17 protein-coding genes are annotated in these 23,511 nt (G+C 67.9%); 8 read left to right on the top strand and 9 right to left on the bottom strand.

Annotated elements, in window-relative coordinates; all coding sequences use genetic code 11:
• The coding region (locus ACNI3K_RS00005; RefSeq protein WP_419389818.1) for a LamG-like jellyroll fold domain-containing protein at positions 1–3,056 on the bottom strand (3,056 nt) is incomplete at its 3' end.
• Between the two features lie 128 nt (positions 3,057–3,184).
• Positions 3,185–8,140 (bottom strand): immunoglobulin-like domain-containing protein, encoded by a 4,956-nt coding sequence (locus ACNI3K_RS00010; RefSeq protein WP_419389819.1) that lies wholly within the window; start codon positions 8,138–8,140, stop codon positions 3,185–3,187.
• Between the two features lie 201 nt (positions 8,141–8,341).
• Between ACNI3K_RS00010 and ACNI3K_RS00015 the strand changes: the two genes are divergently transcribed.
• Entirely contained in the window at positions 8,342–9,652 is a 1,311-nt protein-coding gene (locus ACNI3K_RS00015; protein WP_419389820.1) for an NAD(P)/FAD-dependent oxidoreductase, read from the top strand.
• Positions 9,653–9,681: 29 nt separating this feature from the next.
• Here the strand turns inward: ACNI3K_RS00015 and ACNI3K_RS00020 are convergent, their stop codons facing one another.
• The 3 genes from ACNI3K_RS00020 to ACNI3K_RS00030 form a co-directional block, all read right to left on the bottom strand.
• The gene (locus ACNI3K_RS00020; RefSeq protein WP_419389821.1) at positions 9,682–10,173 is read right to left on the bottom strand and encodes a hypothetical protein; all 492 of its coding nucleotides are present in this window, start codon (positions 10,171–10,173) and stop codon (positions 9,682–9,684) included.
• A 93-nt stretch (positions 10,174–10,266) separates the two neighbouring features.
• Positions 10,267–10,530, bottom strand: coding sequence for a metal-sensitive transcriptional regulator (locus ACNI3K_RS00025; RefSeq protein ID WP_419391072.1), 264 nt, complete (start codon positions 10,528–10,530; stop codon positions 10,267–10,269).
• Positions 10,531–10,556: 26 nt separating this feature from the next.
• On the bottom strand, positions 10,557–10,715 hold the full coding sequence (locus tag ACNI3K_RS00030; RefSeq protein ID WP_419389822.1) for a DUF8730 family Cys-rich protein: 159 nt from the start codon (positions 10,713–10,715) through the stop codon (positions 10,557–10,559).
• Positions 10,716–10,825: 110 nt separating this feature from the next.
• Between ACNI3K_RS00030 and ACNI3K_RS00035 the strand changes: the two genes are divergently transcribed.
• Positions 10,826–12,487 (top strand): FAD-dependent oxidoreductase, encoded by a 1,662-nt coding sequence (locus ACNI3K_RS00035; protein WP_419389823.1) that lies wholly within the window; start codon positions 10,826–10,828, stop codon positions 12,485–12,487.
• 173 nt (positions 12,488–12,660) lie between these two features.
• Here ACNI3K_RS00035 and ACNI3K_RS00040 read toward each other — a convergent pair whose 3' ends face one another.
• Genes ACNI3K_RS00040 through hemE form a run of 4 tightly spaced genes read right to left on the bottom strand, consistent with a single transcriptional unit; the run spans position 12,661 to position 16,958 of the window.
• On the bottom strand, positions 12,661–13,845 hold the full coding sequence (locus ACNI3K_RS00040) for a ferrochelatase (RefSeq protein WP_419389824.1): 1,185 nt from the start codon (positions 13,843–13,845) through the stop codon (positions 12,661–12,663).
• Entirely contained in the window at positions 13,842–14,516 is a 675-nt protein-coding gene (gene hemQ / locus ACNI3K_RS00045; protein ID WP_419389825.1) for a hydrogen peroxide-dependent heme synthase, read from the bottom strand. Before hemQ ends, ACNI3K_RS00040 begins: the two co-directional genes overlap by 4 nt.
• Before the next feature lie 56 nt (positions 14,517–14,572).
• The gene (locus ACNI3K_RS00050; protein ID WP_419389826.1) at positions 14,573–15,874 is read right to left on the bottom strand and encodes a protoporphyrinogen/coproporphyrinogen oxidase; all 1,302 of its coding nucleotides are present in this window, start codon (positions 15,872–15,874) and stop codon (positions 14,573–14,575) included.
• Complete coding sequence (hemE, locus tag ACNI3K_RS00055; protein WP_419389827.1) at positions 15,867–16,958, bottom strand: uroporphyrinogen decarboxylase; 1,092 nt, start codon at positions 16,956–16,958, stop codon at positions 15,867–15,869. Before hemE ends, ACNI3K_RS00050 begins: the two co-directional genes overlap by 8 nt.
• A 52-nt stretch (positions 16,959–17,010) precedes the next feature.
• Between hemE and ACNI3K_RS00060 the strand changes: the two genes are divergently transcribed.
• The 6 genes from ACNI3K_RS00060 (at position 17,011) to ACNI3K_RS00085 (ending at position 23,474) form a co-directional block, all read left to right on the top strand.
• Positions 17,011–18,336, top strand: a complete 1,326-nt coding sequence (locus ACNI3K_RS00060; RefSeq protein ID WP_419389828.1) for a glutamyl-tRNA reductase — start codon at positions 17,011–17,013, stop codon at positions 18,334–18,336.
• Between the two features lie 193 nt (positions 18,337–18,529).
• Entirely contained in the window at positions 18,530–19,525 is a 996-nt protein-coding gene (locus ACNI3K_RS00065; RefSeq protein ID WP_419389829.1) for a FecCD family ABC transporter permease, read from the top strand.
• Complete coding sequence (locus tag ACNI3K_RS00070; RefSeq protein WP_419389830.1) at positions 19,522–20,553, top strand: FecCD family ABC transporter permease; 1,032 nt, start codon at positions 19,522–19,524, stop codon at positions 20,551–20,553. The genes ACNI3K_RS00065 and ACNI3K_RS00070 overlap by 4 nt, the downstream gene beginning before the upstream one ends.
• On the top strand, positions 20,550–21,344 hold the full coding sequence (locus ACNI3K_RS00075; RefSeq protein WP_419389831.1) for an ABC transporter ATP-binding protein: 795 nt from the start codon (positions 20,550–20,552) through the stop codon (positions 21,342–21,344). The genes ACNI3K_RS00070 and ACNI3K_RS00075 overlap by 4 nt, the downstream gene beginning before the upstream one ends.
• 108 nt (positions 21,345–21,452) lie before the next feature.
• Positions 21,453–22,559 (top strand): ABC transporter substrate-binding protein, encoded by a 1,107-nt coding sequence (locus ACNI3K_RS00080; RefSeq protein ID WP_419389832.1) that lies wholly within the window; start codon positions 21,453–21,455, stop codon positions 22,557–22,559.
• Positions 22,560–22,634: 75 nt separating this feature from the next.
• Positions 22,635–23,474, top strand: coding sequence for a siderophore-interacting protein (locus tag ACNI3K_RS00085; RefSeq protein ID WP_419389833.1), 840 nt, complete (start codon positions 22,635–22,637; stop codon positions 23,472–23,474).
• Positions 23,475–23,511 lie beyond the last annotated feature (37 nt).

Below are 23,511 nucleotides of genomic sequence, written 5' to 3' on the forward strand. Positions count from 1 at the left end.
TCCAAACCATCCAGATCCAGATCGTCACCCACCACATACTCCGACTTGGACGGCAACTGCGTCACCGCAATGGACTCGATCGAATCGACGATGCCGGCGTTGTCCGCGACCTCCTGCGCCGTGAGAGCTCGGTTGTACATGGCGAACTCGCGGAAGCCTCCGCTGAACAGGCCGTCCACCTCGTAGAGAGACCTCCCCAGGTAGTTGGCGGTCGTGAAGCCATTGCCGATATCCGCGGGGTCGACGGTCACCGTTCCCGCGCCGACCTGGACTCCATCGAGGTAGAGCGTGGCCGTCGTTCCGGACAGGGTGTAGGTGAGGTGCACCCAGGTGTCGCGTGGCAAGGGCGCGCCCTGGGACGTGTTCTGCTCCCCGCTCCAGTTGCTGAGCGACAGCGTGGTGCGGTAGGGGCTGCCCTCAGAGAAGAGGTAGCCGTTTCCGTCACCAGAGCTGTCGGTGTTGCCCAGGCCATAGATGAAGTGCTGATCCGATAGGGAAGCGTCCAGAAGCACCTCGGCCTCGACTGTGATGTCCTCGACGCCGGCCATGATGTTGTCCGGCAGGTGGACGTAGTCGTCCGAGCCATCAAACATCAGCGCACCGTCCGCCACTTCGGTGCCACCCACGATCGCACCGTCGTATCCGTTACCGGTGACGTCGGTCAGCACAGTGCCGTCGTTCGCCTCGAAGTCGTACCGCAATACCTGGCCATCCGGGTCCGTCGTGACCGGAGGCGCGGTCTCCTCCTCCTCAATGAGCTCGCGCAGCGAGGCGAGCTCCGAGGCGGTGACGGGGATGACCGTGCCGTGTCGCGGGCTGGCCGGAAGATCTGTCGCTGCGGCCACCTGCCAGTCCGGGTCGGCGATGTCAGCGCTACGCATGGGGATGTACCCACGGCCGCCATACTCGTCGACGAAGAGGTAGTAGTAGTCGCCGTTGACGTCGCCGGGGTTCGACTTGAAGATCGAAGGACCCTCAAGGTTCCCCGTGCCCGCCTGGTCGCCGATGCAGTCGACCACTGGCGTCCACTGGTCAAGGGGTGCCGTCAGCACCGTCGAGGAATCCTGCGAGATGTCCTTGTTCATGCACGCGGCACCGCCGGAGGGCTGGCTCTCGATCTTGGTGAAGCGGTGATAGACGCCGTCCTCCTCGAGAACGGTGGAGTCGATGCGCGAGTAGCCGCCGTCCTGCCATACCTGAGCCTCGGAGAAGTTCACGAAGTCGCGGGTGGTGGCGTACAACATCACGTTCGACGTGCTGCCGGTGTGGTCCGGATCGTCCTCCGCATAGAGCTTGGACGCCCAGAACACCACATACGCGCCGAGCGAATCGTCGTAGTAGGCCTCAGGAGCCCACGCGTTGCCTGCGGTGTCCGGAGCGACCTTGACGTGACGCTGCTCCGACCAGTTCACGAGGTCGTGGGACTCCCAAACCTCCAGGTACTTCGAACCCTGGCGCTGGTGGTAGTCCCAATCTCCGTTGCGGCCCACCGAGAGGTCCGTGGCGATCATGTAGAAGGTGTCACCCTCAGGAGAGCGGATGATGAACGGGTCGCGCAGACCCATGGTGCTCAGTTCCGACTCGAAGAGTGGATCGCCACCATTGAGCTCGTCCCACGACAGCACATCGTTGCCGTCGGAGGCCGCGAAGTAGATCTTCTCTCCCTCAATCGAGTTGCTCGTGAAATAGGACATCGCGTAGCCCTCGAGCGGTGCGAGCTCGATCGCGGCCTTCACCGTCAGGTCGAATGAGCGCTGGGCGGTCGCTTCTCCGTTGGTGACCGTCGCAGTAACAGTGACCGTCGTGTCGGTGGCGGGGCGGGTGACCACGCCGTCGGCGGCAACGATTGCCGCGTCCGAGGTCGCCCATGTCACCGGCACGCCGTCGCTCTCGTCGGCAAGGTGGATGTTGCCGCGCACGTCCTCCGGCTCGACGATGGTGAGCGCATCTGCGGCCGCGTTGGCGACAGCCTGCGCCTCGGAGATGGACAGGACGGTGATGTCATAGTCGGCGGTGTGAGTGCGACCGCGGAGCTCGAACGTGGCCGTCAGGGTGACCATGACGTCGGACTCTGACGGCTGGGTCACGGTGCCGTCGGTGGAGATCACGGTCTCGTCGGACGAGGCCCACGTGATCTGCGAGCCGCTGTCACCCTCGAGCGGCAGAGTCACATCGTTGGTGACTGAAGTGCCGTCCAGCGCGATGGCCTCGGCATCGTCCACGAGGGTCGAGTCGATGACATCGTCGGTCCAGTAGGAGTCCTCGACCTGCTGCGCAGTCATCGCGGTCTCATAAACCGTGAGCTCACGGAAGTCGCCGTTGAAGAACGGGTCAGAGTATGACGAGCGACCCAGGTAAGCCACCAGGTCCGTACCGAAGTCCGAGATCGTACGGGTCACCGGGACCTCGCCCACGAGCTCCCCGTTGTAGTAACCCGTCACCGTGGTGGGGGTGATGACAGTAGTCATCTGCATCCACTCGTTCGCGGGGGTCACCGGTCCCTGAACGCGGGTCGCGGTCGTCGTTGACGAGACTCCCGCCTCGGTGCTCCAAGGGCTGCTGGTGGGGTTGCCGTTGGTGATGACCGACTTCATGCGGCCCTCGGGGTTCTTAGGGTTCAACAACCAATACTGCAGTGGGGTGCTCGCAGCCTTGCCAAAGAACATGGCCGCATAGTTACCCGACGCGGTGCGGTTGCGCAGCCAGGTCGAGATCGTCAACGTGTCGCGGCCCTCGAACACATCCGCGGGTATCGACACGTGACCCGCACCAGAACCGCTGGCGCCACCGGGCAGCGTTAGCACTCCCGCAGTGGTGTCGACCGTCGCACCGGTGCCGACCACGGTGCCGTGGAAATCGTTGCGGCTGAGGTCGTCGATCGTGTTGTCATCAATCGCATCAGCAAAGCCGTAGTGCAGCACCACGTCCGCATCGAGTTCCGCAAGCGGAGCCGCCTGAGCAGGGACCACAGCTGCGACCGCAAGCGATCCAGCCAACCCCACCGATGCTGCGACGGTGCCCCATCGCCTCCAGAAACTGGTCGATACGTTGTCCATCGTGTTCCTCACGTCTTTGTGTGCCATCGGTGGTGCGCCGTGCTTGGTAGTGCGAGTAGGTAGTGCTGCGACGGGGGGCGTGCGCCTGACGCGCAAGCGCACGCCCCCATCGCTATCGAACTGTGGTACTAGCCCTGCAGGTTGTCGTAGCGGTTCAGGAACGCCGCCATCGCGTCACGGGTGGTCGAACGGTAGGGAAGGTACTTCGTTCCTTCGTCCGTCTGCCACCCGGTCGTGATGCCGGTGTCCTCAAGCCACGTGATCTCCGTGTAGAACTCCGTGTTGGTGGACGTGATGTCCACGAACGGAGAATTCACCGGGTCCACCCAGGCCGGCTCGCCAGCCATGCGATACAAGAACGCCGCCATCGCATCACGAGTGATCGGTTCGAACGGACGGAACTCCTGACCTGCGTTGGTGTCCCAACCCTCGGAGATACCCTCCTGAGCCAGCCACACGATCGCCTCATAGTGCTCAGAGGAGCCGTCCACATCCACGAACGGAGACTGAGCCGGCAACGTCACATCAGGCGAACCGGCGTAGCGGTACAGGAACGTCGCCATCGCATCACGCGTGATCTTGTTGAACGGACGGAACTGGGTTTCACCATCGACAACCCAGCCCTGCGTGATACCCCGATCCGCCAACCACATGATCGAGTCGTAATGCTCCAGCGACTCATCGACATCGGCGAACTCCACCGGAGCCGGCTCGGACACCGTCACAGTGAACGACGTCGTGATCGACGCATCATCCGTCGACGTCACCGACACCATCACCGTGGCAGCCACCGACGAATCAAAGCCCGACACCGTGAACTCATCAGAAGTGAGCACCTCAGTGGTCGAATCAGTCCACGTTCCCGTGACCTCCAAACCATCAAGATCCAGATCGTCACCCACCACATACTCCGACTTGGACGGCAACTGCGTCACCGCAATCGACTCCAGCTCCGGAGCCGCAACTCCCTCAACCGTGACCTCGATCTGGGCGTCCGCGATTGCGGGGTCGAGCTCCTCCTCCTGCGACATGTCGAGGATCGGCATGCCATTGGAGTTGAAGTGCACCAGCTTGGCGTGCGCGTTGCGGCGGGGGTCGAACAGTCCACCATCGGTCGCCGAACCTGCCGGCAGATCAGTATCTGCCGTCGAGCGGGCGTGGTAGACGATGACCGGGTTGCCGAACTCGTCCACGGTGAACGAGTTGTGGCCCATGCCGTACATGCCTGCCACATCCCCGGTACCGAAGTACGGGTACTGGGCCTTGTGCCACGATGCCGGGTCCAGCAGGTCCGCGTCCTCATCCGCCCACAGGAACGAGATGTTGTAGGAGGCGTTCACTGCCGACGACGAGAAGGAGATGAAGATCTTCCCGTCGTGCTTGAGGACTGCGGCGCCCTCGTTGACCGGCGTGCCGGACTCGCTCTCGATCTCCCATGCGTGCTCGGGTTCCGTGATCAGGATCGAGTCGCTCGTGAGCTGCAGCGGGTTGTCGGTGTCCACCGACGCCATGCGCATGGTCGACAGTGCGAACTTGTCGGCCCACACCATGTAGTCCGTGCCGTTGTGCTCGAAGTGGGTCATGTCGAGCGCGAAGTTGCCACTGAAGGCGGTCGAATCGGTGGCGGTGGGCTCGATGTAGCCCACGGTCTCCCAGTTCTCTGCCAACAGCGGTCCGTCGCCGGCGAACTCACCGCCGGTGTACTTCAGCAGCGCAGGCTGCTTGTCCCACACGCTCGTGTTGCGCGAGGTGGTGAAGAGGATGTACCAGTCGTCGCCGATCTTGGCGAGCTCGGGGGCCCACACGTACGCGTTGAAGCCCGCGTGGTCCTCCTCGTGCCAGATCGTCGCCTCATTGGCAGCGGCGGCATTCAGACCCTCGAGGGTCTCGGCACTGCGCAGCACCACACGGTCATACCCATCGGGGTCTCCCGAACGGAACATCGGGTACGAGCCCGTCAGGTAGTACATGCCGTCATCGCCAACCGTGACGTCCGGGTCGGCGCGCTTCTCGGCGAGCCAGTCCATGTCGGTCGTGTACAGCGGCGCCTGCACGGTGCCGTTGACAGTGTGCGTGCCGGGCGTCGTGGGTACGTCGTCCCACTGCACGCCCATCTCAACCTGCTCGCCCGAGGTGTAATTCACCATGCCCGAGCCCGGCAGCGCCGAGTCATCGCCGGCCGTCACAGTCACCGGAGCGAAGGGGTCCACGCTGGTCGAGCGCACCCGGTCCAGCAGCAGGTCCACGGCGATCTTGTCGTACTCGGCGGCGGTGATGCCGATCGAGTCCGTGTCGAGCGCATCGGCAGGGAACGTGCCCGACGTGAAGCTCGGGGCGGTGGCCGACTCGAGAGGCGCGGTGAAGGACGAGAAGTCCTCCGTGGTCACCTCGTAGTCGATGTCGCCCGCCGTATACAGCAGACGGTAAGCACCGATGCCGTTGTCGTACTCGACCTCCACCCGGGTAACCCCGGCGGTGCCCGGCGCGAACGTCACGCGGGTCTGGTTCTCGTACGTCGACAGATCATCAGTGTCGTACACGTATGCGTCATTGGCGGTGGTGCCGGGGATCGTGGCGAGGAGCTTGTAGCCGCCATCGGGGTTGTGGAACACGGTGGGCGACGTGATCTCGCGGTTGACATCCGAACGGACATCGGCAGCGGACGGGAACAGCACACCCTTGTTGTCATTCAGCGCTTTGAAAGTCGAGCCGTCCTCAGACAGTGCCAGGTGAACGCTCGCAGTGTCGTCGTTGTTACGAGGCGAGCGAATGTAGCTGCCGAGGTAGCCGTCGACCTCCGCAAGGACGGTGACGTCAAACTGGCGCTCGACGGACGTCTCTGCATTGGAGAACGTGGCCGTCAGCGTGACGTCCTGCTCGGCAGCGCCGCGGGTAACCACGCCGTCTGTCGAGACAGCGTTCTCGTCCGAGGACGCCCAGGCGATCGAGATGCTCTCGCCGAGTGCGTCGGCCAGAGTGATGTCATCCCACAGGACCGAGACGCCCAGGTCGAACACCGATGCCTCGTAGGCCAGGTCAGCTTCGGGGGTGTCAGCGATGACCGTGACCTCGTAGTCGCGCACGTAGGTGCGGCCCGCGAGTTCGAATGTCGCCGTCAACGTCACGGTCGCGTTGTCGATGGCGGGCCGCACGACGGTTCCGTCGGTGCCGATCACGCCCTCGTCCGAGGACGCCCAGGTCACCTGCGAGCCGCTGTCGCCCTCAAGCGGCAGCGTCACGTCGGTCTTGACTGATGTGCCGTCGAGATCGATGGCGTCCGCACCGGCCACTAGCGCAGCGTCGACGACCTCGTCGCCGGCGGTCATCCAGTAGTCCTCGGCGATGTCTTCATCCGTCAAAGCGCCTTCGTAGACAGAGACACTCCGGAAGTCGCCGTTGAAGAAGATGTCCGGGTATGAAGAACGTCCCAGGTAGGCGACCAGATCGGTGCCGAAGTCCGAGACGGTGCGAGTCACGTCGACCGTGCCGATCAGTTCGCCGTTGAGGTAGCCGGAGAGCGATGTGGGTGTGATCACGGTGGTGGCCTGCATCCACTCGTTCACGGGGCTGATCGGCCCCTGAACCCGCTCAGGAGCGGTGGACGAGTTGCCGGTGGTGATGCCAGCTTCGGTGCTCCATGGGCTCGCTGTGGGGTTGCCGTCCGTCATCACCGTCTTGAAGCGGCCGTCGGGGTTCTTGGGGTTCAGCAGCCAGTACTGCAGGGGGGTGCTCGCAGCCTTGCCGAAGAACATCGCGGCGTAGTTGCCCGAACCGGTGCGGTTGCGCAGCCACGTCGAGATCGTCAGCGTGTCGCGGTTCTCGAACACATCGGCAGGAATGCTCACGTATCCCGCACCGGAGCCGCTCGCACCACCGGGCAGCGTCAGCACACCCGCGGCGGTGTCGACGGTTGCGCCGGTGCCTGCCACGGTCGCATCGAAGTCGTTGCCACTGAGGTCATCAATGGTGTTGTCGTCGATCGCGTCGGTGAAGTCGTAGCGTGCGACCAACGGGGCCGAACCGTCGCCGGTGACCGTCACGTCGAAGGTCTCTTGAGCAGTCGCGTCGCCAAGCGCCAGGTCGGCGGTCAGGGTCACCACCGTGTCGGCAGAGGGCTGGGTCACCGTGCCATTGGGGGCGATGAGCGCGGGATGCGAGCTCGTCCACGTGATCTCGGAGCCGTTGTCGCCTGCGGTCGGAAGAACCACGTCGGTCTCGACAGGTGAGGCCACGGCGAGCGCCGCGGCGTCCTCGTCGACGGCGGTCTGCGAAGCCGCAGGGTCTCCGAGCTCCTCGTAGTACTGAGCGGCGGCCTGCTGGTCGGTCATCGCGGCGGTGTAGACCTTGAGGTCCCTCACCGCGCCTTCCCAGACAGGATCGTTGAATCCGCTGTCCGGATCGTAGGCGTCGGCGTAGGGGGTCAGGCCGATGTAGGAGAGGAGGCCCGTGCCGAACTCCGTCACAGTGTGCGTCAGAGGCGTCGAGCCGGTGAGCTCGCCGTCCAAGTAGTTGGTCATCGACGTAGGGGTGATCACCGTTGTGTAGAGCGCGAAGCCCTCAACGGAGGCCGGACCGGTGTTATCGGCCTCGGTGGTCCACGGCTGGTTGTTGGTGGTCAGGCCGTCGGTGAAGACCGACTTGATGTCGCCGTCAGGGTTGGCGGGGTTGAGAAGCCAGTACTGAGACGGGGGCGCATCCGCGGTCCCGAAGTACAGCGCGGCGTAGTTGCCGCCCGCGGGCATGTCGTTGCGGAGCCACGCGGAGATGGTGAGAGTGTCGTTGCCCTCGAAGACCGCTCCCGGAATCTCAACGAAAGTGTCGTTGGTCAGCTCGATCGCGTCGTCGACGATGGTAGCGCCCGCGCCGTTCACGGTGCCGTCGAACGCATTGCCGCTCTTGTCAGCGATCGTGGTGCCGTCGATCGCGCTGAAATCGTAGTGCAGTGCGACGTCGTCGCTCAGGGGGTCCAGGAGCGAGGCCGAGGCGGCGCTCCCGGCAACTCCGACCGCCGCGAACGCGAGGCTCGCAACGAGGGCCGAAGAGACGATCCGCGGTGCGGATCGAGTGGGCAAGGTGGTCTTCATGTATCCATCACTCCATCGTGAGATGCCAACAAGGCGGGCCGATAGACCCTCGCTTGTGAACGATAACATGCAATTTGACGAGATCGCACTCCCCATCGAACGAATCGAACGATGGCCGGGAATGTCACCGCAGACCTCGTTGTCCTTATATACGTACGCACGCTTGGGTGCGCCCGGCGTGACCCTCTCACTGAGGAACTCATGACTACACGCATTCTCATCCTGGGCGGCGGCTACGTCGGCCTGTACACCGCCCTCAGCCTCATGCGCAAGGCGAAGGACCAGGTGGACATCACGGTCGTGGATCGTCGCCCCTACATGACGTACCAGCCGTTCCTGCCCGAGGCGGCGGCAGGCTCGATTGAAGCGCGGCACGTCGTGGTGCCGCTGCGCCGCGAGCTCAAGGGTGCGCGGGTCGTGCAGGGCAAGGTCACCGAGATCGCTCACAATGAGCGCCGCGCCCGCGTCGCCACCGACTTCGGCGACACCCTCGACCTGGAGTACGACGAGGTGGTCGTCGCGCTGGGGTCCGTACCGCGCACGCTGCCGATTCCGGGTCTGGCCGAGAAGGGCATCGGCTTCAAGTGGGTGGAGGAGGCGATCAACCTCCGCAACATCGTCCTGGGCCGCATCGCGCGCGCAGCCTCCACAGAAGATCCCAAGACCCGGGCGCGGCTGTTGACGTTCGTGTTCGTCGGGGGCGGCTTCGCTGGGATCGAGGCATTCGCGGAGACCGAGGACATGGCCCGTGCCGCGCTCCGCTATTACCCCGAGCTGTCGGCCGAGGATCTCCGGTTCATCATGGTCGAGATGGCGCCCGCCATACTCCCCGAGGTCGGTCCCGAGATGGCCGCCTACACGCTCAAGGAGTTGCGCAGGCGCGGCATGGTGGTGCATCTCGAGACCAAACTGGAGTCTGCGGTGGACGGCATGATCGAGCTGTCCAACGGCGACAGGTTCGAGGCGGACACCCTAGTGTGGACCGCCGGGGTCAAGCCCAATCCGACCATCGGTGCCTCCGACCTACCGACAGGCCCGAAGGGGCACGTCAACGTGCTTCCGACACTCCAGGTCGCCACCGAGGACGGCGACGTCGTGCCGGGCGCATGGGCTGCGGGCGACTGCGCCCAGGTGCCGGATCTGACTCAGGGCGAGGGCGCGTGGTGCGCCCCATCCGCTCAGCACGCCGTGCGTCAGGCACGGCTGCTCGGAGCCAACCTCGCCAAGCACATCGAAGGACGTGAACTCAAGGAGTACCGGCACAAGAATCTGGGCACGGTGGCCTCGTTGGGCTTGTACAAGGGTGTCGCGCAGGTGATGGGAATCAAGCTCCGTGGCTGGCCCGCTTGGTTCATGCACCGGACCTATCACATGGCGCAGATCCCGAGCTTCAACCGCAAGGCACGGGTGGTGGCGGACTGGACAGCCGCGCTGTTCTTCCGGCGCGACCTCGTGTCGATGGGCCGCCTCCACGAGCCCCGGCGCGCGTTCAAGGAGGCGGCCGACAGCTGAAGCCCAGGGGTCGTTGAGCAGACAGCGGCTCAGCCTGTGACGCGGGCGCTGACTCCCATGAGGTGCTCAGCCAGGCAGGCGGCGTAGGCGAGCGTCGCGGCCGCATCGAGTTCGGCCGCCGACAGTCGATCCGACGCCATCCTCACCACCGACAACGCCAGCACCGGGTCGAACCGCACGCGCGTGTCGATACGCGGCCCGTCCGGCCTTGCGTCGCGCAACGCGGCGACGGCGGCCTGCGCGTCGAGCTCGCTCACGAACCACCGCTCGACCCCGGTCGCGAGCACGGGCCCGCGCTCTTCCGCGCCGTCGAAGTGGATCGCCTCCACACATGGCTCATGCGCTGCATCGGCGGGCCACTCGGTCACCACCTGCCGGAACGCGTGGGTGCACATCGACGCCTCGGGGAAGTCGCCCACGATGACGGTGGACCCGCCCCGAGTGTCGAGAGAGACCGTGATCCGGGGCACGGCTGCGGCGAGCGCCGCAACGTGAGCGAGCGTTATCACTGAAGTCGGCATGGGGAGCTCCGCGATCGTGGGACTGAACGTGGAAGTCACGCTAGTCCGAGATCTCGCTTTTCACAATACCGGCGTTGCGAAAATGCTCGGCACTCACGCGAGCGACAGGAAGACCTTCTCGAGTCGCCGCAGACTGTCCTCCCGGGCCTCGCCCTCGTCGGTGTCCAGGCACTCGCGGAGCCCGGAGGAGATCAGGATGAAGCCCGCGCGGTCGAGAGCCTTCGACACGGCAGCGAGCTGGGTCACGGTCGACTCGCAGCTCTGCCCCTCCTCGACCATGCGAATCACTGCATCGAGTTGTCCACGCGCGCGCTTGAGTCGATTGACGGCCGCGCGTGCTGTCTCGGGTTCTGCCATGATCGCTCCGTTCGCCGGGGCCGGGTCTAGCGACGCAGCCACGGGAAGATGCTACGTCCCGCAGGAGCCTCGTGCCCGTCGCACCACTGGCTGGCGGGCACTTGAGCCTTCACTGAGTCGACGTGCTGTCCGCAGCCGGTCCAGGTGGTCTTGCCGCACTCGCGGCAGGTGATCGGTGAGCACATGGAACTTCCCTTCGTTCAAGACGGACGCGACCCCATGCCGCGTCCAGATGACAAAACTATACCCCGGGGGGTATTGTGATCGCAACACATCCCGAACTTGGAGGTCATCAATGAAGGTCGTCATAGTCGGCGCGGTCGCCGCCGGAATGTCCGCCGCCACCCGCCTGCGCCGCCTCGACGAGAACGCGGAGATCGTCGTACTCGAGGCCGGCGAGCACGTCTCGTTCGCGAACTGCGGTCTGCCGTACTACGTGGGCGGTGTCATCCCGGAGCGTGAGTCGCTGCTCCTCCAGACACCCACTTCGCTCCATGCGCGCTTCAACCTCGATGTGCGCACCCGCAGCCGAGTCGTCGACGTAGACGCCGAGTCGCGCACCGTCACCGTCCGCACCGTCACCGGGGACACCTACCTCGAGACCTACGACCACCTGGTCCTGTCCCCGGGCGCTCGCCCCATCGTTCCTGACATCCCGGGCGCCGAGCGCACGCTCGTGCTTCGCGATGTCGCAGACGTGGACCGCATGGCGGAGCAGACGGCCGATGCGCGCACGGCCGTGGTCATCGGCGGCGGCTTCGTGGGGCTCGAGGTCGCGGAGAACCTCCGTCACCGCGGCCTCGACGTGACCGTGGTCGAGCTCGCACCTCAGGTCCTCAGCGCCCTCGACGCCGAGATTGCCGTGCGAGTGCAGGACCGGCTCGAAAGCCACGGCGTGCGCGTGCTGACAAGGGCGCAGGTGACTGAGATCAGCCCAGATTCGGCGGTCGTGGTCGGTCCCGACGGCGAGGAGACGCTGCCCGCCGACATGGTGGTGGCGTCCATCGGCGTGCTCCCGGACTCGAGCCTCGCGCGCGCCGCAGGAGCCGAGTTGGGCCCGCGCGGAGCGATCCTCGTGGATGACGAGATGCGCACCTCGGTGCCAGGCATCTACGCCGTGGGCGACGCCGCCGCCAAGCGAGACGCGTTCGCCGACGGCCCCGCGCTGATTCCGCTGGCCAACCTCGCCAACCGACACGGTCGGCGCGTCGCGGACGTGATCACCGGCCACGCCGGCCGCGGCCGCCCCAGCATCGGCACCGCCGTCGTGGGCGTGTTCGGCCTCACCGCCGCGGTCACCGGGCGCACCGAGCGCCGCCTGCGCGGCGAAGGCCGTGCCTACCGAGCCATCCACACGCACCCGATGGACCATGCCGCGTACTACCCGGGCGCATCGGCCATGGCGCTCAAGCTGCTCGTAGACCCGGAGACGGACCAGATCCTGGGCGCCCAGGGCGTCGGCGAGGGTGGTGTGGACAAGCGCATCGATGTAATCGCCACGGCGATCGTGGGCGGCATCACCGCCTCAGAGCTGGCGGACCTCGAGCTCGCCTACGCTCCCGCATATGGGTCCGCGAAGGACCCCGTCAACATGCTCGGGTACGTCGCCGAGAATGCCGCGATGGGCGAGTCGCCGTCGATCCAGTGGCACGAGCTGGCCGCATCGGAGGACGCCCCTCTGGTGGTGGACGTGCGGTCCGCCGGAGAGCACTCGCGCGGCACCGTGGTCCCGCCGTGGGGCGAGCCGGTCAACATCCCCGTCGACGAGCTACGCGCGCGCCACCAGGAACTGCCTCGCGACCGCCGCGTCGTGGTCCACTGCCAGGTGGGTCAGCGCGGGCACACGGCCACGCGGCTGCTGCGTCAACTGGGCTACGACGCCGTCAATCTCGACGGCGGCTACCTCACGTGGCGCGATGGACTGCGGACGCTGGAGCCGGCGCCCGCACCGGCCTGAGTCGTCGCTTCACCACTTCTGCACACGGCGGTGACAGGAGAGGGGCGAGTGCCTGGAGCGCAGGCACACGCTCCTCGCTGGCCCCATGCGTCACATGTGTGTGCAGAAGTGGCGGGCGCGAGAGCGCGGTGTCTTGGCCGTCGATTGGTTCCGACTGTCGGGCAGAGGGGCGTTCAGCCGGCCGATGCGATGGTCGGCTTAGCCGTCCGTCCCAGGCAGCAGTCCGTGGGGCACACGTCCTGCCACGGCCCGATGTCGGTAAGCGCAGGGCGCGCGCGCGGCACGTCGCCCTCGCTCGTCATGTGGCGCTCCTCCACCAAGTCGATGAGGCCGGACACGAAGGCCGGGTCGACCCCTACGGTGGGGACACGGACCATCGGCAGCCCGCGGCCCTCCGCGGTCTCGAGCGCCTCGTTGTCGAGGTCCCAGGCCACCTCCATGTGATCGGAGACGAAGCCCACCGGCGAGACGACGAGCCCAGTGACGGACTCGGGCAGCGCCTCGATCGCGAGGTTGATGTCGGGCTCTAGCCATGGCACAGACGGGTCGCCGGAGCGCGACTGGTAGACCAGGCTCCACGGCACGTCGGGGAACTCGTCGGCCACGCGCTCCATGATGAGCGCGGAGACGGCGCGCTGCTGTGCGGCGTACCAGCCGCCGCCGGCGTGCCACTCCTCACCGCCCCCGGCCGGCACCGGGGTGCCGTCGGGAAGCGTCTCGCGGGGGCCAGAGGCGTCCGCCGCGGACGAGGGGATCGAGTGGGTCGCGAACATCACGTGCGGCGCCTCGCCTTTGCCCGCGGCCGCGAGCTCGCGGAGCCCGCCGCGCACGGCGTCAACGTTGGGCTCGACGAAGCCGGGGTGGTCGAAGTACTGCCGCACCTTGTCGAGCTCCAGCTCGCCGGTCAGCCCAGCCTCGTCGAGCGCCGTGGCGAGGTCCTCGCGGTACGCGCGGCATCCCGAGTAGGAGGAGAACGCGGTCGTCACCAGCACCAGCACCTTGCGGTGACCGTCAGCGTGCAGCTCGCGCAGAGCGTCGGCGAAGTAGGGCGCCCAGAACCGATTGCCCCAGTACACGGGTAGCCCCAGTCCACGGCTCGCGATCTCTCCTTCGAGCGCGGCCTTGAGGTCGCGGTTCTGCTGATTGATCGGGCTGACTCCACCGAAGTGGCGGTAGTGGTGCGAGACCTCTTCGAGGCGCTCGTCCGGGACTCCGCGACCGGCGGTGACGTTGCGCAGGAACGGAATCACATCGTCCTGCCCCTCCGGCCCACCGAACCCGGCAAGCAAGATGCAGTCGTACGTGGTGGCCGGCCGCGTACGGGTGGAGGCGGCGAGGGTGGGCGCTGTCTCAGTCATGACGCCAGCACCTCGACGGCCTCGGCCGTCTCGACGCGGCGACCGGTATAGAACGGCACCTCTTCACGCACGTGGCGACGGGCCTCGGTGTATCGCAACTCGCGCATCATGTCCACGAGGTCAGTGACCTCGTCGGACTCCATGGGCAGCAGCCACTCGTAGTCGCCCAGCGCAAAGGCAGCCACCGTGTTCGCGACCACTCCCTTGAAGGCGGATCCCTTGATGCCGTGCTCGCGGAGCATCGTGCCGCGCTCCTCGTCGCTCAGCAGGTACCACTCGTACGAGCGCACAAACGGGTAGACCGTCAGCCAGTCGCGGGGACGCTCTCCTCGCAGGAATCCGGGCACGTGCGCCTTGTTGAACTCCGCCGCACGGTGCACGCCTGCGGCGGACCAGGTCAGCTTGGTGTCTGCGAGCAGCTCGGTCGCGCGCAGCTCGCGCAGCGCGAGCTGCAGGTCCGCGAGGTCGGGGCCGTGCAGCCACAGCATCACGGTCCCGTCGGCACGCAGCCCGGAGACGTCGTAGATGCCCCGGAGCGTGACGTCGTGATCCGCGAGCTCCTCGACGGCGGCATCGAAATGCTCGACGACCTCCGGAAGCTCCTCGTCGGGGGCGTCGAGCAGCCCATCCAGAACAGAAAACAGGGTGAATCCGTGCGGTTGATCAGCCATGGACTCATTCTCGTCCTCGAGAGGGCGGAAAGGAAATCCGTCGGTGCCGCGCCCTGCTACCGGTAGCTGGCCTTCCCCAGGCCCGAGGCCGCATCGGCCGCGACGATCGCCGCGATGCCGCTGAGGCCGGCGGCGGAACCCACCAGGTGCAGGCCCGGCATCGGCTCTCGATCCTCGACCGCTGCGGGCGCCGAGTCCGCCCACTGCACGCGCTCGATGTCGCGCAGCTGGCTGTCCCCCAGCGAGACGCCCAACAACGCGGAGGCGTCCGCGAGCGCGTGCTCGCTCGCATCGCGGGCGTTGTCGATGCCGTAGGACAGCCGGACAACGTGCCGACCGCCCGTGCGCTCGGCGAGCCAGCGCCACTTGGCGGTCGAGTGCGTCAGCGCCTTCGCGCCGGAGACGTTGCCCACTGCGAGCACGCCCGTGCCGCGCGGCGCGGCATCAAGCTCAGGCGCGTCCAGCACCAATGTCACGATGGCCACCTGGCGGTCCTCCGCCCAGGCCACGTGCGGCACCAGTGCGGAGACCACGGGGCGCGGCACCGCGAGCACCACGCCATCGACCGGGTGCGCCTGGCCCTCGGTCCACACCTTCCAGCCGTCCCCGGCCTTCTCCAGTGCCCCCACCGGCGTCTCGAGGGCGATGTCGACGCCGCGGGCGCGGGCGTCGGCCGCGAGCGCATCGACGAGCGTTGCCATGCCGCCAGCGAGGCCCTGCACTGCGGCGCCGGCGGGAGAAGCGGCGCGCCTCGCGGCCGCCGCCCGCACGAGGCCCCCCTTGCGGGCCACCTCCACGCCGAGGCCGGGGGCGACGTCCCCGAGCGCGATGTCATCCACAGGTCGCGAGTAGATTCCCTGAACCACCGGCGCGACCAGGCGGTCGGCGGCCCGCGCACCTAGCCGGTCACGCGCCAGCTCTCCGAGGCTCGTCGAGTCGTCCACGCCGCGCACCGGCGTGAGCCGGTCGCCGAGCAGCCGGACGATTCCCCGCCATCCGATCGCGCGATGCAGGTCGCGTGCCAACACCGAGGTGGGCACCCCCAGCCAGCCCGCACGCGGCAGCGGATAGGCATCGTCAGGCGTGACCACCCACGCCGGGCGGCGCTCGGGGTGGACGATGCGGTCGGCAAGTCCTAGCTCGGACGCGAGGGCAGCCACATGACCACCGCGCGTAGCGAACGACTCCGCGCCCGCGTCGAGTACGAGGCCGTCGACCGTCACCGTCGAGATGCGACCGCCCACGCGGTCGTCGGCCTCCATCAGCGTCACATCGTGGCCCGCGACCGCAAGCCGGCGTGCCGCCAGCAGGCCCGCAATGCCGGCACCGACGACAATCCATCGCTGCGGATCAGCCACGCTCGTGCACCAAGTCGACGATTCGCTTGACGACGTCCGGGTCCGCGTGCGGCGGCATCCCGTGACCGAGGTTGACGACGTGGCCCGGTGCCTCCGTCCCGCGCGCCAGCACATCCTTGACGTGCCGGGTGAGCGCATCAACCGGGGCCGCGAGCATCGCGGGGTCGATGTTGCCCTGCAGCGCGAAGCGCCCGCCCGTCATACGCGACGCCGCGTCGAGCGGGGTGCGGTAGTCGACGCCGAGCGCGGTCGCCCCGGCCGCACCCATCGCCTCAAGCAGGTGTCCCGCGTTCGCCGCGAAGTGGATGCGCGGTACGGCCAGGTCGGCCACGGCCATCAGGGCGGTTCGCGATCCTGCAGCGCAGTGCTCCACGTAGTCGGCCTCACTAAGAGAGCCGGCCCACGAGTCGAACAGCTGCACCGCCGAGGCGCCGGCCAGCACCTGGGCGCGGAGGAACAGTCCTGCCGCACGCGAGGTCCAGGACACGAGCGCGTCCCACACCTCGGGCGCGGAGTGCATGAGCTCGCGGGCGCCCATGTGGTCTCGCGAAGGCCGCCCGTCGACCATGTAGGCCGCGAGTGTGAAGGGGGCGCCCGCGAATCCGATCAGCGGCACGTGCTCCAGCTCGTCCACGGTGATGGCGACGGCGGAGCGAATGGCGTCGAGGCCCTGGTCGAAGGACCCGCGGTCCCCTGCGATCCCGAGCGAAGGCAGCGCCTCGACGTCCGCCATGGTCCGCACGGGGCGTCCGAACACCGGCCCGACGCCCGACTGGATGTCGACGTCCACGCCGGCGATGCGCATCGGCACCACGATGTCCGAGAACAGGATGGCGGCGTCCACGCCGTAGCGCCGCACCGGCTGAAGGGTGATCTCCGACGCGAGCGCGGGAGTCAGACAGGACTCGAGCATGCCGGTGCCTGCGCGCGCCTCGAGGTACTCGGGAAGGGAGCGTCCGGCCTGGCGCATGAACCACACGGGCCGATGCGCGGGCCGGCTTCCCCGCAGCGCGGCCACGAGCGCGGAGTCGGCCGTCCTTCCATCGACGAGCGGGTGGTCAGCGGGCAGCGCGGATGACGTCATGCCCCGATTCTGCCTTGTTCCCGCGCCGTGTCAGAATGGAGAGGTGGTTCTCATGTCTCTCGTGGCCAGCCACCGCAACCGCGACCTCACTCTGCTGGAGCAGTTGAGCGTCGGATCCGACGTGCTCGGGTCAGCTGTTGCGGCGAGCGGGTCCCCCGTGCGCGGTGCCGTGGTCCTGCCCACGTGCAACCGCTTCGAGGTGTACCTCGAGACGGACGATCCTGCGGCGGGCCGCGCGGCGATCATCGACCAGCTCGAGAAGTCCACGGCGCTCGAGCGGGACGCGATCGAGGCTGCTCTCGCCACCTACGAGGGAGACGACGCCGTTCAGCACCTGTTGTCGGTGGCGACCGGCCTCGACTCCATGGTGGTCGGCGAGCGCGAGATCTCGGGGCAGGTGCGCCGCGCCCACATCGACGCGCAGGCGGGTGCCCACCTCACTCCCCTGCTCGACCGGCTCTTCCAGTCCGCGCTGCGCACGTCGCGCGTGGTCTCCTCCTCCACCGGTCTCGGCACGTCAGGCCGCTCGGTGGTGTCCGTCGCCTTCGACCTCGCGTCCGAGACCGTGACCTGGCCGGGTGCGCGCGCTCTCGTGATCGGCACGGGCGCCCTCGCCGAGACGGGTGTGGGCTCGCTGTTGAGCCGCGGCGTGTTGATCGACGGCGTGTTCTCGCCTTCGGGCCGCGCCGAGGACTTTGCCTCACGCCATGGGCTCACCGCCCTCGACCGAGACGGCATGCGCCGCGCGCTCAGCGAGGTCGACCTCGTGCTCGCGTGCTCGGGCGGCGAATCGATCGTGCTGACGCCCGCCATGGTCACCGCCGCACGCGCCATGAATGACGGCCCGCTGACGATCGTCGACCTCGCGCTTCACCGCGACGTCGCCCCCGGGGTCGCGCAGATGCGCGGCGTGACCGTCGTCAACCTCGAGTCCGTGGGTGCCCACGCACCTGAGGAGTCGGTCGGAGCCATCGACGCTGCGCGCTCGATCGTCGCTCACGCCGTCGCTCGGTTCGGCGACGGCGAGCACGCACGGTCCATCGACCCCGCCGTCGTCGCGCTCCGCGAGCACGTCTTCGGACTCTTGGAGAGAGAGCTCGCGCGGGTGCAGCCCCCTGCGGGAGCCTCCGAGCAGACCATCGCACAGGCGGACGCCACCGAACAGGCGCTGCGCCGGTTCGCCAAGACGCTCCTGCACGTCCCCACCGTCCGCGCCCGCGAGCACGCGCAGGCGGGCGAGTCCGACCGGTATCTCGCCGCGATCCGCGCGCTGTACGGCATCGACGTGGACATCCAGGACGATGCGTGCCCGGCCCCGGAGATGGACGCGGACCACACGCGCCCCGGATCCGCGGCCTCCCCGAGTCCCGCCGAATAGCCACCGGCGCGGTCTCGTCGGCGATCGCTGATCGTCGTCATCCCGTACCGGCGCCCCTCGCGACTGCGCCGCCCCTCGCTTCCGAGGCGTATTTACCACACCCGCGCGTTGTATTAATCGCGCGACTTCGGTTAGGTTAGGCGAGCCTCACTCGCGCACCGGGACGTGCGCGCCGCCCCCCACAAGGAGACCCATGCGCCAGCGCGCCCTGATCGCGATCGCCGCCTCAGCGGTATTGCTGGTCACCGTCGCCCTGTCGCTCGCCGTCGGGTCGCGCGCCATCGATCTCGGCACTGTCTGGGTGGCGCTCACCGATCTGGACCCCGAGAACCCCGAGCAGCTCATCGTGCGGGAGCTGCGCGCATCGCGCACGCTCATCGGAGTGCTCGCCGGGGCCGCCCTTGGCGTCGCGGGCGCGCTGATGCAGTCGCTGACACGCAACCCGTTCGCGGATCCGGGGCTGCTCGGCATCAACGCCGGCGCGTCTCTCGCGGTCGTGATCGCCCTCACTCTCGGCGTGGGCGGCGGCTTCGCCGCGCAGGTTCCCATCGCGTTCCTCGGCGCGGGGATCGCGGCGGTGGTGGTGTACGCGATCGGCGCTCGCGGAGCCGCGGCCGGCGCCCCGGTGCGGCTTGCTCTCGCCGGGGTGGCGCTCACCGCGCTCATCACCTCCATCACCTACGCCGTGCTGCTCGTCGACGAGGCCACGCTCGAGCAGTACCGATTGTGGGTCGCGGGGTCGCTCACGGGACGTCAGTCGGAGGACGTCACGGCTCTGATCCCGGTTGTCGTGATCGCCATCGCCGTGGCGCTGCTCGCCTCCCGTCAGCTCCAGGCCGTGGCGCTCGGGGAGGACGCCGCCCGCGCGCTCGGCATCAGCATCGGCGGCATCCGTGCGCTCACCATCGTCGTCGTCACCCTGCTCGCCGCTGCGGCCACCGCCGCCGCCGGTCCGATCGTCTTCGTCGGCCTCGCCGTGCCTCACCTGGCGCGTGCCCTGGTCGGCGCCTCGCTGCCGTGGCTGCTGATCGTCAGCGCTCTGGGCGGCGCTGCGCTCGTGCTCGTGTGTGACGTGGTCGGCCGGATCATCGCACCTCCCTCCGAGATCGGGGTCGGCATCACCACTGCGCTCATCGGCGGGATCATCTTCGCCCTCATGGCACGCCGCATGAAGGTGGTGGAACTGTGAGGACCCTGACGCTCGGCCCGCTCGGCATCACCACCCACCGCCGCACCTTCGCCGTGGGCCTGCTGCTCGCTGCCGTGCTGGCGGCGCTGTTCGTGTTTGCGCTCGTCGTCGGCAAGGCAGACGTGACCGTCTGGGACGCGATCCGTGCCGCGGCAGGCTTCTCGGTCGGCCCTCCTGGAGACTTCATCGTGGGCCAGGTGCGCGCGCCTCGCGCCCTCACCGCGATCCTCATCGGTGCCATGCTCGGGCTGTCCGGAGCGATCCTGCAGTCCCTCACCCGCAACCCCCTGGCGTCCCCCGACTTCATCGGCATCACGGTGGGGGCGGGCACCGGCGCGGTGCTCACCCTGTGGCTCGTCAGCGCAACGTCCTTGTGGATCACCGCAGCGGGCGCAGCCGCGGGGGCGCTGGTGACGTCCGCGCTGATCCTGATCCTCGCGTGGCGCCGCGTGATCGTGCCGCTGCGACTGATCCTCGCGGGCATCGGCCTCGGGTTCGTCGCTCAGGCCACCACGCAGTACCTGCTGACCCGCATGGACGTCCACGACGCGGGCAACGCACTTGGGTGGCTCGTGGGCTCCACCACCGGACGCACATGGACCCATGTCTCGTTTGCAGCGGTGGCGCTGGCGGTGCTGGTCCCGGTCCTGCTGTGGCACGCACGAGCGCTGCGCACCATGGAGATGGGTGATGACACCGCGCGAGCGCTGGGCATCTCTGTCGGGCGCTCGCGCTCCGTGCTTGCGGTGTGCTCCGTGCTGCTCGCAGCGGGAGCCACCGCAGTCGCGGGCCCCATCGGGTTCATCGCGCTAGTCGCGCCCGCTCTCGCCATCCGCACCACCCGCTCGGCCGGCGTCGCCCTCGTCCCGTCCGCACTCATGGGCGCCGTGCTGCTGCTGGCCGCCGACCAGGCATCTCAGCTGATGCCTCCCGACCTCCAATTCCCAGTGGGCATCTTCACCGCCGCCGTCGGCGCGCCGTACCTGCTGTGGCTCGTGTGGCGCGCATCCCGAGGAGGACAGTCATGAGCAGGCTCGAGGCACGGGACGTGGTGCTCGGCTACGGCGATCACGTCGTGGTGCGCGGCGTCGACGTGGCCATCCCCGACGGGCAGATCACCGCCATCGTCGGGCCGAACGGGTGCGGCAAGTCCACGCTGCTGCGGTCGCTGGTTCGCCTGCTCTCCCCCCGCTCGGGCACGGTCCTGCTCGACGGCGAGGACATCCATCGCACCCACACGAAGGAGGTGGCGCGCCGCGTGGGGCTGCTGCCGCAGTCTCCGATCGCGCCCGCCGGCATCACCGTCAAGGAGCTCGTCGCGCGCGGCCGCACGCCACACCAGAAGATCCTGCGGCCGTGGAGCGACACCGACGAGACCGCCGTGCTCTCGGCCCTGCACTCGACGGCGCTCACCGAGATCCAGGACTCGATCGTGGACGAGCTTTCCGGTGGCCAGCGCCAGCGTGCGTGGATCGCGATGGCGCTGGCCCAGGACACGCCGCTCATGCTGTTGGACGAGCCCACGACGTATCTCGACATCGCCCACCAGTACGACGTGATGGACCTCCTGCACCGGCTCAACAGCCGCCAACAACGCACCATCGTGATGGTGGTTCACGACCTCCACCAGGCCGCGCGCTACGCCCACCACGTGGTGGCGATGCACGACGGCGAGATCGCGGCCGCGGGCGCACCGGCCGAGGTGTTCACGGAGGACCTGATCCGACGCGTCTTCTCCCTCGAGGCCCGGGTCCTCACTGACCCGGTCACGGGCACGCCCATGGTGGTGCCTGCTCACGGCCCCGGAGGTGTTCGATGACCCAGCGGTGTTCGATGACCCAGCGGCGTCCGATGACCACCACCTCGCCAGGCCCCTCTTCACCGACCCACGCACGTCTCTGACCCCCTTCCCTACGAAAGGAACAGCATGTTCACCTTCTCCAAGCGCCGCGCAGGCGCCGCAGGAGTCACGGCCGCCGCGGCCCTCCTCCTCGCCGCCTGCTCCTCCGGCACCGACGACCAGGAGCCGACTGAGGAGCCCACCGGCTCAGCCGCCCCCACCACCGAGGAGACCTCGACCGAGGCATTCCCGGTCACGCTCGACACCGTGATGGGCGACGTCGTCATCGACGACGCACCCGAGCGCGTCGTGACGCTCGGCTCTCACGAGCACGAGTACTTGTACGCGCTCGGCGTCGCCCCGGTGGCGGTGCCCGTGAGCTGGCAGGGCTACGACCTGGGCACCGGCCCGTGGGCCCAGGAGGATCGGATCGCCGCTGGCGCCGAGCCAGAGACCTTCGAGCCGGGCACCTCGACCTACGACGCTGAGGCCATCGCGGCGTACGAGCCCGACCTCATCGTCGCGACGTACCCGAACCACACCATGACGCAGGAGGAGTTCGACCTCCTGTCGGGCATCGCGCCCGTCGTGACGCGTCCGGCCACCGATTCGGAGGGCAACGAGACCGCCGAGTGGGGCGTGTCGCTCGCTGACGAGCTCACCCTGCTCGCGCAGGCGACGGGCACCACCGACAAGGCCGAGGAGATCATCACCGAGATCGACGCGGCGTATGCCGAGGTCCGCGACGCACACCCCGAGTGGGAGGGCATGACCTCTCAGGTGGGCGGCTACTACGAGGGCCAAGCCTTCGTCTATGCCGTCAATGACACTCGCAACCAGTTCCTCGCGAACCTGGGCCTGGACGTCTCGGCGATCGACAACACCGACGAGGCATGGCTGCAGATCAGCGCGGAGCAGCTCGACGTGCTGAGTGACCTGGATTCGGTCGTGTGGCAGGTGGCCACCACCCCCGAGGCCAAGGATGAGCTCGAGGCCCTGCCGCTGTTCGACTCCCTCACCTCGACCGAGACCGGTGGAAACATCTGGCTCGGCGACCCCGTGCTCGAGGGCGCGTTCTTCGCGAACTCACCGTCGTCCGTGCACTACACGCTCGAGGGCTTCGTGCCGCTGCTCGAGGCGGCGCTCGACGGCGACCCCGCGACCGAGGTTCCCACCTCTACCAACGCGGGCTGACCCCGCCGGGGAGGCGCCGGGGCCGTACCCGGCGCCTCCCGCATCGGCCCCTCCCCCTCGACTGAGGAGACGCACATGAGCGACTCATACGTGGTCCACGTGGCCGCCGCAGAACAGATCAGCCCCAACCTGCGCCGCGTGACCCTCACCGGCGACGCCCTTCGCACCTGGGAGTCCACCGGCCAGCCCGACGAGTTCGTGCACGTCCATATTCCGGACGAGGCCCCGGCGCCCGGCTGGGAGGACGACCACGACATCGCTCGGCACTACACGATCCGGCGCTGGAACCCCCAGACGCCGAGCGTCGAGCTCGACATCGTCACTCACGGCCACGGCCGGGGCGCCACGTGGGCGCGCGAGGCGACCATCGGCGACACCGTCGCGATCAGCACCGCGCACGGGTACTACGGACCTCCCGAGGGCTCGACGCGCCGACTCCTCATGGCGGACGCCACCGGGCTGCCCGCCATCGCGCGAATCCTCGAGGAGGCCAGCCCCGAGGAGCACTTCGACGTCGTGGTGGAGCTCATCAGCCTCGACGACGCCATCGCGCTGCCCTCCCCCGCGACCGTGGAGGTCGAGTGGAAGGTATCGGGCAACGGCCGCGGGCCGTCCGCGCTGCTGTCCTGCATGGAGCGCCTGCCCGTCCCCGAGGGCGACACGTACGTGTGGCTCGCGTGCGAATCCGCGCACTCGCGCAAGGCTCGCGCCTTCATCCGCCGCGAGTGGACGCGCCACCACAAGCTGTACCGCATCGTCGGCTACTGGCACGCCGACCAGGAGGAGATCATGCGCAAGTGGAACGCGCTGACTCCTGAGCAGCAGGACAAGTACATGGAGATCTGGGACGAGAACCGTCCCGATGAGATCAACTGGCTCGAGCTCGAGCCTTACCTCCAGGAACTCGGGCTGTAGCCAGCCCCGCACACAGCCAAGCGGCCGATGCGAGGGT

Source organism: Demequina ureilytica, assembly GCF_048553575.1.
Classification (GTDB): Bacteria; Actinomycetota; Actinomycetes; order Actinomycetales; family Demequinaceae; genus Demequina.